At 58.6% G+C, this 14,696-nt stretch carries 12 protein-coding genes and 4 pseudogenes; 13 read left to right on the top strand and 3 right to left on the bottom strand.

Annotated elements, in window-relative coordinates; genetic code table 11:
• Nucleotides 1-63 precede the first annotated feature (63 nt).
• The 7 genes from BLJAPNOD_RS25995 (at nucleotide 64) to BLJAPNOD_RS25965 (ending at nucleotide 6,182) form a co-directional block, all read left to right on the top strand.
• A complete protein-coding gene (locus tag BLJAPNOD_RS25995) occupies nucleotides 64-435 on the top strand; it encodes a hypothetical protein (protein ID WP_115421974.1) in 372 nt (123 codons plus the stop codon).
• Between the two features lie 183 nt (nucleotides 436-618).
• A complete protein-coding gene (locus BLJAPNOD_RS25990; RefSeq protein WP_042778458.1) occupies nucleotides 619-897 on the top strand; it encodes an HU family DNA-binding protein in 279 nt (92 codons plus the stop codon).
• Nucleotides 898-1,676: 779 nt separating this feature from the next.
• Nucleotides 1,677-2,372 carry a FadR/GntR family transcriptional regulator gene (locus BLJAPNOD_RS25985; RefSeq protein ID WP_115421973.1) on the top strand — a complete coding sequence of 232 codons (696 nt, stop codon included), beginning with the start codon at nucleotides 1,677-1,679 and terminating at the stop codon, nucleotides 2,370-2,372.
• Between the two features lie 31 nt (nucleotides 2,373-2,403).
• Nucleotides 2,404-3,369 carry a tripartite tricarboxylate transporter substrate binding protein gene (locus tag BLJAPNOD_RS25980; protein ID WP_115421972.1) on the top strand — a complete coding sequence of 322 codons (966 nt, stop codon included), beginning with the start codon at nucleotides 2,404-2,406 and terminating at the stop codon, nucleotides 3,367-3,369.
• Between the two features lie 9 nt (nucleotides 3,370-3,378).
• Nucleotides 3,379-3,852, top strand: coding sequence for a tripartite tricarboxylate transporter TctB family protein (locus BLJAPNOD_RS25975; RefSeq protein ID WP_115421971.1), 474 nt, complete (start codon nucleotides 3,379-3,381; stop codon nucleotides 3,850-3,852).
• The gene (locus BLJAPNOD_RS25970) at nucleotides 3,849-5,351 is read left to right on the top strand and encodes a tripartite tricarboxylate transporter permease (protein ID WP_115421970.1); all 1,503 of its coding nucleotides are present in this window, start codon (nucleotides 3,849-3,851) and stop codon (nucleotides 5,349-5,351) included. Before BLJAPNOD_RS25975 ends, BLJAPNOD_RS25970 begins: the two co-directional genes overlap by 4 nt.
• A 78-nt stretch (nucleotides 5,352-5,429) precedes the next feature.
• Complete coding sequence (locus BLJAPNOD_RS25965; protein WP_115421969.1) at nucleotides 5,430-6,182, top strand: ribonuclease activity regulator RraA; 753 nt, start codon at nucleotides 5,430-5,432, stop codon at nucleotides 6,180-6,182.
• Nucleotides 6,183-6,316: 134 nt separating this feature from the next.
• Here the strand turns inward: BLJAPNOD_RS25965 and BLJAPNOD_RS25960 are convergent, their stop codons facing one another.
• A complete protein-coding gene (locus BLJAPNOD_RS25960) occupies nucleotides 6,317-7,231 on the bottom strand; it encodes a dihydrodipicolinate synthase family protein (RefSeq protein WP_115421968.1) in 915 nt (304 codons plus the stop codon).
• A 228-nt stretch (nucleotides 7,232-7,459) separates the two neighbouring features.
• Between BLJAPNOD_RS25960 and BLJAPNOD_RS25955 the strand changes: the two genes are divergently transcribed.
• From BLJAPNOD_RS25955 to BLJAPNOD_RS25945, 3 genes and pseudogenes are all read left to right on the top strand, one after another.
• Nucleotides 7,460-8,158: a FadR/GntR family transcriptional regulator gene (locus BLJAPNOD_RS25955; protein WP_115421967.1), complete on the top strand. Its 699-nt coding sequence runs from the start codon at nucleotides 7,460-7,462 to the stop codon at nucleotides 8,156-8,158.
• 16 nt (nucleotides 8,159-8,174) lie between these two features.
• Nucleotides 8,175-8,282 (top strand): annotated as a pseudogene (locus BLJAPNOD_RS36140) (IS110 family transposase); the annotation flags it as partial.
• Nucleotides 8,283-8,308: 26 nt separating this feature from the next.
• Nucleotides 8,309-8,575 (top strand): annotated as a pseudogene (locus BLJAPNOD_RS25945) (type IV secretory system conjugative DNA transfer family protein); the annotation flags it as partial.
• A 290-nt stretch (nucleotides 8,576-8,865) separates the two neighbouring features.
• Here BLJAPNOD_RS25945 and BLJAPNOD_RS25935 read toward each other — a convergent pair.
• Nucleotides 8,866-9,927: a dienelactone hydrolase gene (locus tag BLJAPNOD_RS25935; RefSeq protein ID WP_115421966.1), complete on the bottom strand. Its 1,062-nt coding sequence runs from the start codon at nucleotides 9,925-9,927 to the stop codon at nucleotides 8,866-8,868.
• Between the two features lie 263 nt (nucleotides 9,928-10,190).
• Between BLJAPNOD_RS25935 and BLJAPNOD_RS25925 the strand changes: the two are divergent.
• From BLJAPNOD_RS25925 to BLJAPNOD_RS25915, 3 genes and pseudogenes are all read left to right on the top strand, one after another.
• Nucleotides 10,191-10,837 (top strand): annotated as a pseudogene (locus BLJAPNOD_RS25925) (Tn3 family transposase); the annotation flags it as partial.
• 630 nt (nucleotides 10,838-11,467) lie between these two features.
• Nucleotides 11,468-12,820 carry a M24 family metallopeptidase gene (locus BLJAPNOD_RS25920; RefSeq protein WP_115421965.1) on the top strand — a complete coding sequence of 451 codons (1,353 nt, stop codon included), beginning with the start codon at nucleotides 11,468-11,470 and terminating at the stop codon, nucleotides 12,818-12,820.
• A 68-nt stretch (nucleotides 12,821-12,888) separates the two neighbouring features.
• A complete protein-coding gene (locus BLJAPNOD_RS25915; RefSeq protein ID WP_115421964.1) occupies nucleotides 12,889-13,557 on the top strand; it encodes a CerR family C-terminal domain-containing protein in 669 nt (222 codons plus the stop codon).
• A 285-nt stretch (nucleotides 13,558-13,842) separates the two neighbouring features.
• Here BLJAPNOD_RS25915 and BLJAPNOD_RS25910 read toward each other — a convergent pair.
• A pseudogene (locus BLJAPNOD_RS25910) lies at nucleotides 13,843-14,575 on the bottom strand (LysR family substrate-binding domain-containing protein).
• Between the last annotated feature and the right edge of the window lie 121 nt (nucleotides 14,576-14,696).

The raw sequence follows: 14,696 nt of genomic DNA, 5'->3' as shown, positions 1-14,696 counted from the left end.
TCTTTCCGGCACGAGAGTTCCCGTAGCTAGAGCCAGGCATCAGGATACTCCGAGAGGCGCTGCATGAAAGCTGAAGAAATTTCGCTAAACTATCCCATTCACCGGCGCGACGGCGCTGTTGTGGAGATTGAGTTCGATCAGGAGATCGCCGCGACGCTCGCGCGGCTCCCGGATGACCCTTCGCTTTACTTCGATCTGAGCGAACCACATCTCCTTATTCCGCTCCAGCAGTTGGTAAACGCGCGTGCGCGTGAAAGAGGCATCGTCAATGCCAACCGCCACATGGTGGCGGCAGCGAAAGGCAGTCTGGAGAAACGCAAACCCCTCACGGTTCAGTCGTTAGGCAACGAGCTGTGGCTCGTGGTGGATGGCAATTCGACTTTACTCAACGCTCGTCATTCTGGTTGGCGGGTGATACCTTGCTGCATGAGATGACCAGACACATCTGTATATCCCGCCGTCGATCGACGGACACTCACCGGCTCGGGAGCCAACTTCACCGAAAGCGGCGATTGCGTTGTGGAAATCTTCGGCATTTCGCTCCACCTCGCTCGGACGCCAGATGACAAGAGGGATTTCGTCGGGCGAGACTTCGCCCGTCACCATGAGGGGAAAACAATGACAACAACCAATGAGATTGCAGACAAGATCGCGACCGAGCACGGCTTGACCAAAGTCCAGAGCAAAGCGGTTGTCGAGGCGGTCTTCGCCGCCGTGACCGCGGCCGCCACATCCGGCGCCGAAACGTCGATACCGGGCTTTGGCAAGTTCAAAGTCAAGGACACGCCTGAGCGGGAGGCGCGCAATCCGGCAACCGGTGCGACCATCAAGGTTGCTGCTGCGAAGAAGTTGACCTTCGCGCCGGCCAAGGCGCTTAAGGACGCGCTGAACGGCTGATAAGACTGGAAGGTTCGGGGCGAGAGAGCGCACCACCTCACGGTGATGCTATCTGGTCGCCTCGAACCTTAAACGATTGCGGATTGTGCGGCAGAACCGGTCGGCTGAAGCACATGAGCGATACGGGACCGGCGATGGCTTGGTCCCGCTGCACGCGGCTCCCGATGATATATTATGCGATTCTAAAGCTCCAGCCGGGCCGGAAAGCCCGGTGCGCGCAGCGGAAAGACCTTCCTCGCGATAGAGCCGGTAGATGCGATTGACGCCGGACGGCTCCGAACCCGATTTGATCGTGATGATGTACGTCCATTAGAGCGGGAACAGATAGAGGCCGGCGAGAACGATTGCGATTGCCGGCACCAGCCGGTCACAGGATAGGGTATTCAGATGTGCTGCCACTATCTGGTTGAACCCGTTGCATGAACCCCGCATCACCACCGACTACCAGCCAACAACTTCATCTCCGGGTGACCTGACATCACCGCCGCGGCTCTTGGGAATACAGCGCAAGCCGCGCTCTTGGCTCATCTTTAAGCCAGTACAGCCCGCTCATAATTAGTCTCCTCACGGAGCTGACATTACATCGGCTGCATCCAACCAGTGGGTCCTAACCCAGGGCGGCTTCTGATCGAAAATGTTCAAACATAGTATGTTTGGCATTGCAACATATGATGTTTGATGTTTTTATTCCTGGAACAGGCCGGTATGGACGCGGATTTGTACATGCGTGACCGTCAATTATCAGATGTTTCTGGACCAATGGGAGGGTAGCCGTGACCATGGGAACCATGCGCGCAAACAAAGGCTGGCTTGTGTTGGACAAGCTCGGCCGCGATATCGCGGCGAGTGTTTTCCAGCCGGACGACCGCCTTCCGCCAGAACATGAGCTTGAGCAGATGTTCGAGGTCAGCCGCTCCGTCGTCCGTGAAGCAACCAAAAGCTTGGCGGCCAAGGGTATGGTGGTAGTCGGTCCGCGCCTTGGAGCGCGCGTGGCGCCGCTCGATCAATGGAGCCTGCTTGATCGCGACGTCCTGGAATGGGTTCTGGCGGCTCCCGATGCCGACACGCGTTATCATAGCGCCATCGACGAGGTGCGCCACATGATCGAGCCAACCTCCGCGATGCTCGCGGCTGAGCGGGCCACGGCGAGCCAACTCAGTGAAATATCAGCCGCCTATGAGCGGATGCAGAAGGCGGCACGCGAAGAGGATACCGACGCCGCCGTTCAGGCCGATAGGGACTTTCACATCGCGGTGCTCAAAGCGACACAAAACCCTATCCTGCAGGCCTTCGATCATGCGGTCGGAGCTATTCTCGGCGTCCTTTTTGTGACGACGCACATGGAGCATTTCAAAACCAATTTGCCGCGCCATGGGGTCGTACTGGACGCCATCTTGAACCGGCGGCCCTTCGAAGCCGGGCAGGCAATGACGCGCGTCATCAGCTTCACCAGCGAATTGATGCGCAAAAAGTGACTCTTAACCAAAATCAGTGAGGAGACGACCCATGATGAAATTCCTGTTGAGCGCCGTGGCGGTCCTGATGAGCGGAACCGCCGCGATGGCGGATTACCCTGAGCGGCCTATCTCGTTCCTAGTGCCGTGGAATGCCGGCGGCGGCACAGACGCTATCGCACGAACCTTTGCGGCCGGCCTGGAAAAGGAACTGGGCACCAAGGTCACCGTGATCAACCGCACAGGCGGTGCCGGCGTCGTGGGTCATCAGGCGATGGTGACTGCTACCCCTGATGGATACACGATCGGTCTTGGCACGGCGGAACTCGTATCGTTCTACTGGAATGGCCAGGCAGACTTCACTTACGAAGCCTATACGCCCATCTCGCTGATCAATCTCGATCCGGCCGCCTTCCACGTGGCTGCCGACAGTGAATGGAAGGATCTGCGTCAGGCGCTGGACGCAATCAAGGCGGCACCCAACGGAACCTACAAGATTTCGGGCATGGCGCCTGGTGCTGCCTACCACATTGCGCTCTCCGAAATGCTCCAGAAGGAAGGCATCGATCCAGTCAGCATTGTCGTGATCCCCACGCAGGGCGCGGCGCCCGGCTTCCAGGAATTGGTATCGGGTGGAGTCGAGATCCTGCCCTTCTCGCTGCGGGAAGGCCGCACAATGATTGAAGCGGGCAAGACCCGCGCATTGGCAACCTTCGATTCCAAGCGGTCGCCTGCATTCCCCGATGTCCCCACACTCAAGGAAGCCATCGGCCTTGATTACGTGAACGGCACCTGGCGCGGCATCGTGGCCCCGGCGGGCCTGCCTGCTGATATCCAGGCGCGCCTTTCCGAGGCGTCGCAGAAGGTGGTCGAAAGCGGCGAGTTCAAGGCTTTCATGGAGAAGCAGGGCTACGGCATCTCCTATAAGAATGCAGAGGAATTCAGCACTTTCCTCAAGGAAAAGCAGGCATCGGTAGGCGAAGTTCTTCAACTGCTGAAACTGCGCGTACGCGACTAGGAACCGGCCATGCGAATATCTGATCTGCTGTCCGGGGCGATTTTCATCGCCTTCGGCATTACAGTGCTGCTTCAGGCCAACAGCCTCCCCTCGATCGGGGGAGGCGTGTTGTCCGCCGGCTTCTTCCCTGGCCTGCTCGGAGTAGGGCTAGCCTTGGGGGGGGTGATCGTGGCGGGCAAGGCGCTTGTGCAGGGTGCAACTTTGCCTCTGGTCCGCGCAGAGCCATGGATGCGCGACTTCCGCAAGCTTGCCGTCGTCGCGCTCATCTCCATTTCCATCCCCTTCTTCGCCTTCGCCGCACCAGCTATGGGCACGATCGCCACCTCCTTCATCATCCTGACGGTGATGATGCTGGCTCAGGGGCAGAAGATGGTTTCCAGCATCGTCATTGCAGTCATCGTTTCGCTGGCGATCCATCTGCTGTTTTCAGAGGGAATGGGTGTACCGATGCCGGTTGGCATCATTGAGGGGATGCTGTCATGACCGCCTTTCTTGAAGCCCTGCCGATGGTGCTGTCCTTGGACGTGATGATTATCATCATCATCTCCGCCGCCTTTGGCCTGTTCGTCGGCGCCACGCCTGGCCTCAGCGCAACCATGGCCGTGGCCCTGCTGGTGCCGGTCACCTTCTTCCTCTCGCCAGTGGCCGCCATCGGTGCGATCATTACCTGCTCGGCCATGGCGATCTTCGCAGGCGACATTCCCGGCGCGCTATTGCGCATTCCCGGTACTCCTGCCTCCGCGGCCTATGTCGGCGATACTTTCGAGCTGAACAAGCAGGGCAAATTGGCGCTGGGCCTCGGCACCACTCTTACCACCTCGGCCATCGGGGGCATTATTGGCACGATTGTTCTGGTGGTGGCCGCACCTCAACTCGCAAACTTCGCTCTTAATTTCTCCAGCTATGAATATTTCTGGCTGGCGTTGCTGGGCCTGTCCTGCGCCACCATCGTTGCGCCGGGGGATCAGGTGAAGGCGATGATGTCCCTGATGCTCGGCGTTCTGCTGTCCACCGTCGGCCTCGATGTCGTCACCGGCCAACAGCGGTTCACCTATGGCGTCGTCGATCTGCAAGCAGGCGTGCCTCTAATCGCGGTGTTGATCGCCGCCTTTGCCATCGCAGAACTTTATCGCAAGGCCACGAGCTCCGATTCTCCGCTTCCGGTTCCGCCGCCGCTTTCGGCTAGCGGATTCATGCGCGGACAGGGTGAAGTCTTGTGGCGCTACAAGTCCGGCATCGCACGCGGGTCGCTTACCGGCACGCTGGTCGGTGCGCTGCCCGGCGCCGGCTCGGATATCGCTGCCTGGATTTCCTATGCAATCTCCAAGCGCTTCTCCAAGACGCCGGAAAAATTCGGCACCGGACATCTGGAGGGAGTTGCCGAAGCGGGCGCGTCCAATAACGCGGCACTGAGCGGCTCCTACGTCCCCACGCTGGTATTCGGAATCCCTGGCGATTCCATCACCGCCATTGTCGTCGGTGTCCTGATCATCAAGGGCATCCAGCCTGGACCGATGGTATTCACCTCATCGCCGGAACTCCTGAACGCGGTTTATGTTGTCTTCTTCCTGTCCAACATTCTCATGGTGCCGCTCGGTATCCTTGCGATCATCATGGGCCGACGAATCCTCATGGTCCCGCCCGGCACCCTCTACTCGATCATCCTGCTCCTATGCATGGTTGGGGCCTACGCTACGTCGAACTCTCTGTTCGATCTGTGGTTCCTGCTGGTGGTCGGGGTGCTGGTTTGGATCCTCGACGCCAACGACTATCCAGCCGGCCCCCTGGTGCTTGGGTTGGTCCTTGGGCGGATAGTGGAAGAGAACTTCATGAACAGCGTTCTGAAGTCCCAGGGTGACATCGAAGCCTTCTTCAACCGCCCGGTTGCCGGCACGCTCGGCGCTATCACCATTCTGGTTTGGAGCTATCCGCTGCTGAGCAGCGCCTATTACCGTCTTCGCGGCAGGCGCGCCGAAGCCTGACTTGGCTGCCCACATTTTGTTCTGGCGGGAAGATTTCTCGCTGGAAGGCATTCCCGAACGAGAGAAACAGAGGTTTTCATGACACATACACCCGACATCACCCGTCCTGACAAGACGCTTGTGGAGGGGCTTGCCAAGGTGGGTAGCGCCACTGCCTCCGCTGAGCTGTGCAACATGGGCGTCCGCGACACCCAAATTCGGGGCCCTGTGCCCTTCACCCGCGGTCGCGCTATCGCGGGACCGGCGCTGACGCTCCAGTTCATGCCCAAGCGTGAAGATCTTTATGGCGGCAAGGAATATGACGAGCCGGAAAGGCAACTTCACCGCCATGTGCTCTATCATGCCCAGGAAGGCGACATCGTCGTTGTCGATGCACGCGGCGACATGGCCAGCGGGATCTTCGGCGAAATGATGCTGACTTATTTTGCCGGACGCGGTGGCGCCGGCATGGTCATCGATGGATGCATCCGCGATGCGGCGGAGGCATGGAAGCTCGACCTGGGTTTCTGGATCAAGGGCGTCACGCCAAACTATCATACGCAGACCAACCTGATGCCCTATGCGGTCAATGTTCCGATCGCCTGTGGAAACGCCTTCGTCTGCCCAGGCGACATTATCGTTGCCGATGATGATGGAGCGGTGGTTGTGCCAGTTGCTCTTGCCGAGGAGCTTCTGCAGCGGGCGAGCAACCATGCGGAATGGGAGGGCTTTTCGAAGCTACGCCTTTCCCAGGGTGGAGACCTTCGCAAGTATTATCCGCTCACCCCAGAAGTGGAAGAGGAATACCAGGTCTGGCGTGCAGAGCAGAATGCCGCCAAGACGACAGCCTGAATGCCGGTTCGATTGAGTCGCTGATAAAACACCCGCGGATCACAGACCCGCGGGTGTTTTCATATCATCGTTCCGGCTGCCCCTTGCATGGTTTTGCGTTGCCGCTGTGCCGAAGCTCGCTGCAACGGTGAGGGTCATGCAATCGGCTGGACAAAGCGGCCGAGTGTAGAGGCGAAGCGTGCGATAATTGCCTCACCGGCCGCATTGGGGCGACTAACAGGAGCGCGGTCGAAGATCTTGATTTCGGCGCGTGCGCCGAACAGGCGCTTGCCGTAGCACATCAGATGTTCGATGCCCTGCATGGTACTTACCACGGCCGGCAGCATTCGCTGATACGCCGCTTCGGATTCGTCCGGAAGGCCCTCCTGAAAAAGGTTGTAGACTTTCACGGCATGGTCGATGCAATCGGGTGCCAGTATCATTCCCTTGCAACCGATGCGCAGATTGTCGGGTAGCTCAAGTCCGCCGCGTCCGTTGAATACCGGCAACCGTCCGCCTGTTACCTCGATCAGATGGGCGATATCGACCACCGGTCCCTCCCCCTTGATGAGGCGGATATTGGGGTGCCGCGCGACAAGTTCCTGAATGTCATCAGCATTGAGGCCGCGCCCCATGAGCGCCGGGGCGTTCTGGATGGCGACCGGCAGCGTGGCAGCGTCCGCTACGCGCCCGAAGAAGTTCATGTACTCCCGCGCGGAATAAGCGCCGATCATCGGAGGTTGCAGGATGAGCCAGTCCGCCCCCACGCGGTCGGCGTGTCCGATCTGACGGATTTGTTCAGCTACTGATGCACCATAGATGGTGATACCTAGAGGGACGGATTTGCCGACATCCTCGGCAAGCCACTCCATGACCTCTACCCGCTCGATCTCGCTAAGCTTGGAGGCTTCGGTGGCCAGGCCAAGCGCGGCCATGCCGTGCACTCCGGCCTTTAGACAAATCTGTGTCTGGCGGCGCATGGCCGCTCGGTCGAGCTTCTCACCGTTGTCAAACAGGGCATAGAGTATCGCGTGAATGCCGTGTAAGTCTTCAATACGGAATGAAGTCATTTGGTCCTCATGGCGTTAGCGGACAGGACGTATGCTGCCATCGGAAGACCGTGGGCCCAGCTGCCGCGTTATAGTAAGGAGGTCGCCGTCAGGTCCCCACTGGCAGGGCTTTCGGATCCGACCACTACAAACATATGACGTTAAACATATGATGTTTTGCAATCAAGCCTAAGTTGCTGCCCGGACATAAGAAATGGAAGATCGACGACATATGAAAGCTGGCCGGATATGAGACACAAAAAGCCCAACCGGACCGAAAATACGGCGGATGCGCTAGCGCAACGCATCGTTCGTGGCATCTATCCGGTAGGAACGCTTCTGCCGGCCGAGCCGGAGCTGGAGCGTGAATACAGTGCGAGCCGCACGGTTGTCCGCGAAGCGGTCAAGACATTATCGGCCAAAGGCCTCGTCACTGTGCGGCAGCGCCATGGCACCCGCGTCAATCAACGCGACCAGTGGATGTGGCTTGACGGCGATGTCATTCGCTGGCTCTCGGCAGGACGCCTTGACCCCGAGGACTTGCTCGCCTTTTCGGAAGTCCGTCGAATTTTCGAGCCTGAGGCTGCAGCCCTGGCTGCCGCCCGCGCCACGGATACGCAGCGCCGTACCATTCTCCTCAGCTTTGCTGCCATGGAGGCCAGTCAGAATCGAAGCGATGAGGCAGTCGCCGCCGACAAGGCCTTCCACCTAGCCATTCTGGAGGCGACGGGCAACCCGGTCCTGCACTCGCTGCGACGCGCTATCGAAGCCCTTTTCGACGCACTGTTCCCCTATACGATCGACCGCTACGCAGCCAATATCCACAATCACCGCCTGCTCGCCGAATCCATTCACGACAGGAATCCCGAAGCTGCGCGCGAGCATATGCGCGCAGTACTTGGCGAAACGGAAGACTTCCTGCTTACAATGGCCCATAGCGATAGCTGATCGGGAAGACGTCACGCGCCACCTGCTGACGATTCCGAGGATCGGCGCGTTGGGCGAGACCGCATTGCCGGCCGCCACCGGTGATGGACGGCGGTTGCGCAAAGCCCGCGATCTGGCGGCGTGGCGATGATCTCGTTTATTGACGAGCCGTTCCTGGTCCTACCACCCGATCGGCTGTTGACCTACTCACGCTGGTTGCGCCTGCTGGTGACGCAGAGCCTGCTTGACATGGCGCGTGAGGCCGCCAAACCCGACCTGCCGGTACTGTATCTGCTCGACGAGTTCGCCGCGCTCGGATATCTCGCCCCGGTCGAACGCGCCATGGGCCTGATGACCGACTACGGCGTCCAACTTTGGCCGATCCTGCAGGACGTTCATCAGCTGCGCGCAATCTATGGCAAGCGCGAGGGCACCTTTCATCCCACCGTCCCCATGCGCAATTCACTGACGCCGCGTTTATGTGACAACACCGGGTCGAACTCGCCTGCTTGGGCCGGGGGCCGGCCCAAGCAAGCGATAGCCCCGTTCCGCTTTGCTCTCAACCCCGAGATGCGCCGGTGTGAACAGGTCGACCTTTCGCGCGAGCGCAAACAGCGCTGTTGGTGAGCCCGCCTTCTTTTCCAACTCAATCTCGAAAGTCGGGGTCGTTAGCGGGAGGGGGCGAAATCCTACGCTAAGCCGATAGCGGCCGACGCGTTGCCGACCCATCAAAGCGCGGGTTTCAATGCTCGGCTGAATGCTTCAGTGGCCATGGCGATCAGCCGTTTATGGATCTCTAGGCGGGACAGTCTCCCACCGTCTGAGCAGATGGGATCGCCAACTTTTTCGGAAACTGCGAGTTCGGTCGCACCAGGTTTGCATTCAGCAAACATGCTGTAGTGGCTGGCATCCTCGATCATGGAATAGGTGCTCTTCGAGATGGCCTTTGCGATCCCCGAGGCCAGCGCGGTCTGGGGGATTGCGCCCTGTTTTCCAAGGTTTACGATCTCGACGGGGATCGTGACCTTAGAAAAGCTGTCGGTCTGGAAGACATCTACAGGGGCAGGATCTATCGCCATCGCAAATTTGATCCGCGTATCGAGGTTGTTGCGACCAGCCAGATGCATGTCCATGGCGTGAAGATTGACGCCACTTTGTCTGACCCATTCACAAAGGGAAGGATTGAGAGCATCGGTGTCACAATAACTCGCCAAGCGGATAGGATCGATGCGAGCACCAGCCAGTGCCAAGGCGGTATTGCCGCCCATAGAAAGCCCGAGAGTGCCAACCCTCCCGTCTTCAAGGTGATTTTCGAAAAGCGGCTGCTGTTCCACCGCATCCAAGGTCGCACTGATATCCGCAGGTCTCAGCCAAAGCTTCATCGTTTCTGCTGCTGATCTGTTCGCCCCTGTATTACCGGGATGAGTAGGAGCCGCCACTATGAAACCCTGCTTCGCCAAGGGCGTAGCAATCCAGCTTATGGCTTGCGGGGTTCCTCCCAGGCCCGCACCATGAGATAGCACGATCAGCGGATATTTTCCGGGTGAGATTGGGGCTTCAAGCATTGCGTCCGTACCCACAAAAAATGCGCTTTCACCAAGCGTGACGGGTTTGCCGCCCCCGTACGCTGGATACCAGAGGGTCACTGCCAGATTGCCACGTCGCTCTTTGGAGGGGGCTGCGATCTGCCGCACGCCGACAAATTCGCTGGCAGCGGCGGATTGATGCACCATCAACATCGGAGTGATCGTGCTGCAAAGGATCGCCGCGATTTTCGTCATTAATTTCATGGAATTTCCTCATGGTCGTGGGGTGGAGTGGCCCAGAGTTTGCTGGAAATGGACCGCGGCGCGCCCTCGAACGCGATCTCGGACGTTCTAGATCGCGATTCAGCTCGTTTCTTCTGGTGACGTAGATCGAGATTACGGGATGGGGGTGCTTCCGCACGCCCATCCGACGCGGCAGGCTCCTCGGAGCCAGCACGCCGATAGCTGCTCGGGGTAACGCCGGTGACGCGCAAGAACTCCCTATTGAAGTTCGATTTTGTGCCGAAGCGCAGTTCTGGCGCATGGGCACCTCGGCTTCGAGCGACGGCCAGTTCTTCGCCACCACGGAACAGGGTGAAGCCATGAACCTCGTCAACGCGAAAGACAGCAATAAACCGGGCTTGAAAGCCTATAGCCACGCCCCGAACCGATACGCGCCGTTTGCAACCCAGGTGACCCTAGCGACGGCGAGCGAAGCGCCCTACATCTTCGACGGCCTGCTCATGAACGATGCCGGCCGCCATGTCCGCGAGCAGTTCGCCGACACAGGCGCATTCACCGATCACGTCTTTGCCGCTTATGCCATTCTCGGCTACCGGTTCGCTCCGCGTATCCGTGATCTTCCGTCGAAGCGGCTCTATGCGTTCAATCCATCGTCCGCCCCAGATCAATTGCGGTCCATGATCGGCGGAAAAATCATTCAGGCCATGATCGAGCGCAACTGGCCCGATGTTCTGCGCATCGACGCCACCCCATAGCGGCCTGAAGCATGGCGCCAAGCCAGGTCCTGCGCAAACTCGTCTCCTATCCAAGGCAAAACGAACTGGCTACGGCTTTGCGCGAGGTTGGCCGCGTCGAACAGACGCTGTTCATGATCGCCTGGATTCTGGACGCCGACCTGCAATGCCGCGCCCAGATCGGTCCCAACAAAGGTTAAGCCAACCACGCGCTGAAATGTGGCATACAGCCACACTCGCCTCCCATCGGCCGAGCGCCTGGCGATCGTGCTCCATCGGCGGCCCTGGCAAATTCCGTGCACGTAGCCCTCGGGAAGCTCAACAAGCGCCTTCTCGAGCGTAACGAGAAACGCAGACGATAGCGTCACGGCGCCAAGCACTCGTCACAAATGCCACAACCGTCGACGTCCATCCGCGATGGCTGACCGCTTCTTTTGACAACAGAGGCATACCATCGCGTCTCCCAAGTTACCTTCCTCGCGCTCAGGCGGGATGACTTCGATTTCGGGAACGGAACGGGCATTCGTTGAAGGCTGATCCATCTCGAGGCTCCATGTCGAGGATGGCACAAGAGATAGGAAGCCTCCAGACGGGCGCAAGTGCTGGCGCGCGAGCCAAATTCGCCTCAGGAGCGTCACTTGGTCGATATCGTGTGAATAGACCGCCCCCTCACTGTCCCACCCGGACCGGCGCAGGATGGATGATGTCGCCCCTGTAACCCCTGGATCACGCCGTCCCGATCGCCACGAACCCGACCGAACTTCGAATTGTTGACTCATTCATTTGAATGAATTATTCGTTTGATTGTTAGAACGCATGAGGATGCCATGAACCGCCGAGAACTTATGGGAATGTCGACAGCCGCTATCCTTGCTGGACTGCCAACCGTCAGCGCCGCATCACCGCAAAAGAAAGCGACACCGAAGATTAGCTTTGATCGAGCTCCGCGTCTTTCGCTCGCCGAACGTGATCGGAGATGGGCAATTGCCCGCGAAATCATGAAGCGCGCGGAAGTAGACGGCCTGATCGTATACGGAGATAGAGAATCATCCGCCCCGGCCCCCTTTTCACCGGACAGCTACTTCACCAATGACAGGTTGGGGTCGATCGTTGTGTTCAAGGGCGATGAACCACCGGTCGTCTTGGCATTTGCGCCCATGGCAGTTTCGGACCATATGCAAGCACGTCTGCGCGGGGACGAGCAGTGGCTGGCCCCGGAACAGATCCACGTCGGAAAGAATGGCGCACATCTCGTGTCGATCCTCCATCGGATAGGACTAACGGGAAAGATTGGCGTTATTGGCCTTGAGCCCTACCCGCCTTTCTATTTCGATGGCGCCATACCCTACGGCATCTGGAACGCCGTCCGTGAAGCATTCCCGAAGGCCGAGTTCAAACCGGTTTATCGAGAGTATTTTATGCTAACGGCTGGACACAGCGATGAGGAACTTGCCCTCATTCGCCACGCTGCCGGTATCGGCGAAAAAATGTGTGAGGCTATGAGAGCAGCAACGGCGCCGGGCGTAACGGAAGCCGACATCGTTGCGGCAACCACGGCAGAGTGCCTGCGTAACGCAGGCTTTACCGCTGAAATCCTTTTTGGATCAGGCCATGAGTTCATCGGCTGGGGACCTGCTGCATGGACCTATCGTGCACAACCACCAAGGACAATAGAAGACGGAGACGTCGTTCTGGCTGAGGTTTTTGCCTTTTACGGCATGTACGAGACCCAGCATCAACCTGCCATTACCGTCGGCAAAGCCCATCCCGATTTCGAACGGGCCGCTGCCGTTGCGCGCGCGTGCTACGAAGAAGGCGTAAAGGCTCTGCGCCCGGGACGCACTTTCGGAGAGGTCGTGGATATCATGGAAGCGCCGCTGTTGGCTTCAGGCGGCTGGCACGTCCATCCTTTGATCCACAGCATCAACCCTTACGGCCCAATTGGATTCGGCACAGCTCCGGGACCTGAATCACTTCCTGAAGCGGCGGCATATGGCTCGATCGGCCGGCTGCCCACGACATGGCGCGATCTTCCCTTGGAGCAAGGCATGTCCTTCGCCTTTGAAACGAATTGCGCATTTGGAAGACACCTAGCTAACCTGGGCGGGACGGTTCTTGTCGGCGCGGATGGCGGAATAGAATTGAACGATAATTCCACCAAAGTGATGCGGGCAGGTTGACGAATGCGTTCGTGTGTAGCGGTAGCTACCGCTACACACTCCTTCCTCATCAAGAACAGTGCACTGGAATGAACACGACAATCGACAAACCCTTTGGAAGCTCGTCGGATGTAACCCGCGGGAAGCTCATTGACGCGGGACTACGGCTCTTCGCCGAGTTCGGGGTTGAAGGAGTGCGGACCCGTGTCCTTGCTGACGCGGCTGGCGTCAACCAAGCGGCAATTCCCTACCATTTCGGAGGAAAAGAGGGTGTGTACTCCGCTGTGGTGGAGGAAACCGTCAAAGAAATAACCGAAGGTCTTGGCAAGACTGGCCTCATGAACGTGACGGCAGAAGCAATTCAGGCGATGCCCGCTGATGCCTGCAGGGACCATTTGCATTCCTTGGTACGGGCTTTCGCCCTATTGATCCTGGCGCCCGGAAGACCGCGGGAACGTACTGCTCTGATTGTCAGGGAGCAGCTTCAACCCACAGGGAATTTCAATTTTCTTTTCAACGGCTTCATAGCACCATTGCACAGCATGGTAAGCGCCCTCGTTGCCCGACTAAGTCCGGATGATCTTGATGATCTGACCGCCGTTATCAAGGCTCATGCAATTATCGGCCAGGTGCTGGCCTTTGCGGTTGCGCAAAATTCCTATTTGCTCCGCGCTCAACAGCAGGCAATCTCGATACGGGATGCAGAGCACATCGCAGATACGCTCTCCGACATGGCGGTAAAATCTCTCAGCCACTAGGCAACAGTGATAGGTAATTTCGGACTTCGAGGGCGACGTTTCGGCCGACATGGTCCTCTCCTTCAAGAACGGCGAGGCGGCATTTGCGTTCAACAGCTGCTGAAGGAAGTCCAGATCGAATTGAAGTAGTGCAGCATTTGCCGGCGACGTACCTTCGCCGACAAGTGCCATCTTTCAGGCCACGCTCGCTGGCAACCCATACGCCACGATCCTCGCTTCTTTTCCAAGCGAGATGGCGTTGATGTAGGGTTTGCAGACGAACCGATCGTCGTTGTTCCACTCGTCTCAGCTGCCGGCCCTGACCAGCGACCGGGCGATATTGATGATCTCGTCGCGGGCTGCCGTCGGATCGTCCTTGGACCACGCAACCCCGAGCCCGATCCTGAAGTCGACGCCCCTTCCTGAGCTCGAAATTGCGGATGGGCAGATCCAGCGTCCATTCCGGCGCAAAGCCGATGCAGAGACCGGCCGAGACCAGGGACACCAGCGAGAAGGTGTCGTCGCAGGTGTACGCAACGCTCTTCGAAAGATCGTGCTCACCGAACTTCTCCGCGAAATAACGCTCTGTATAGGAGAGGTTCTGCCGCGAGAACGAGATGATCTTCTCGCCCTTCAGATCCTCGATGCCGATTTCACTTCTAGCAAGCAGGGCGCTGTTCTTTTCCACCGCCAGAAGGTAGCGTTCATACGCGATGGAGATGAACCGGAGGGAACCGATGTTTTCGACCGGGCGGATGAAGCCGAGATTGATCTGGCCGTTCTCAAGCCCGCGGATGATGTCGTTGGTCGAGCCGCGGGATACATGCAGCTCGATATCGGGATACTTGCGGCCGATGCGCGCCAGGAACGCCGGCAGCACACCGATCGTTGCCGGATCGACCGTTCCGATCCTGATCTTGCGCCTCGCCTTGCCGGCAACCGAGCGCACCAACTCGGCCGACAGGTCGACATCCCCCAGGATCCTGACACAGCGATCGTGGTAGACCGCCCCTGTATCACGGACGACCTCGAACGCTATGCATCTTCGCTTCGTCTCACCCTTGCGCCAGGATCTTCGGCATAGCGGAATCGTCGTCCGTCAATTGAGCGTCTCGCATGACGATGCCCGTCGATTCCCACTGTTAATTGACCTCGCCAAA

This window comes from Ensifer sp. M14 (assembly GCF_003355565.1).
Taxonomy (GTDB): domain Bacteria; phylum Pseudomonadota; class Alphaproteobacteria; order Rhizobiales; family Rhizobiaceae; genus Ensifer.
The sequence above is the reverse complement of the archived record's forward strand: the minus strand, read 5'-3'. Positions and strand labels throughout refer to the sequence as shown.

Coding starts and splice junctions, on each gene's coding strand:
- BLJAPNOD_RS25995 (WP_115421974.1), top strand. CDS start 64: ATGAAAGCTGAAGAAATTTCGCTAAACTATCCCATTCACCGGCGCGAC.
- BLJAPNOD_RS25990 (WP_042778458.1), top strand. CDS start 619: ATGACAACAACCAATGAGATTGCAGACAAGATCGCGACCGAGCACGGC.
- BLJAPNOD_RS25985 (WP_115421973.1), top strand. CDS start 1,677: ATGGGAACCATGCGCGCAAACAAAGGCTGGCTTGTGTTGGACAAGCTC.
- BLJAPNOD_RS25980 (WP_115421972.1), top strand. CDS start 2,404: ATGATGAAATTCCTGTTGAGCGCCGTGGCGGTCCTGATGAGCGGAACC.
- BLJAPNOD_RS25975 (WP_115421971.1), top strand. CDS start 3,379: ATGCGAATATCTGATCTGCTGTCCGGGGCGATTTTCATCGCCTTCGGC.
- BLJAPNOD_RS25970 (WP_115421970.1), top strand. CDS start 3,849: ATGACCGCCTTTCTTGAAGCCCTGCCGATGGTGCTGTCCTTGGACGTG.
- BLJAPNOD_RS25965 (WP_115421969.1), top strand. CDS start 5,430: ATGACACATACACCCGACATCACCCGTCCTGACAAGACGCTTGTGGAG.
- BLJAPNOD_RS25960 (WP_115421968.1), bottom strand. CDS start 7,231: ATGACTTCATTCCGTATTGAAGACTTACACGGCATTCACGCGATACTC.
- BLJAPNOD_RS25955 (WP_115421967.1), top strand. CDS start 7,460: ATGAGACACAAAAAGCCCAACCGGACCGAAAATACGGCGGATGCGCTA.
- BLJAPNOD_RS25935 (WP_115421966.1), bottom strand. CDS start 9,927: ATGAAATTAATGACGAAAATCGCGGCGATCCTTTGCAGCACGATCACT.
- BLJAPNOD_RS25920 (WP_115421965.1), top strand. CDS start 11,468: ATGAACCGCCGAGAACTTATGGGAATGTCGACAGCCGCTATCCTTGCT.
- BLJAPNOD_RS25915 (WP_115421964.1), top strand. CDS start 12,889: ATGAACACGACAATCGACAAACCCTTTGGAAGCTCGTCGGATGTAACC.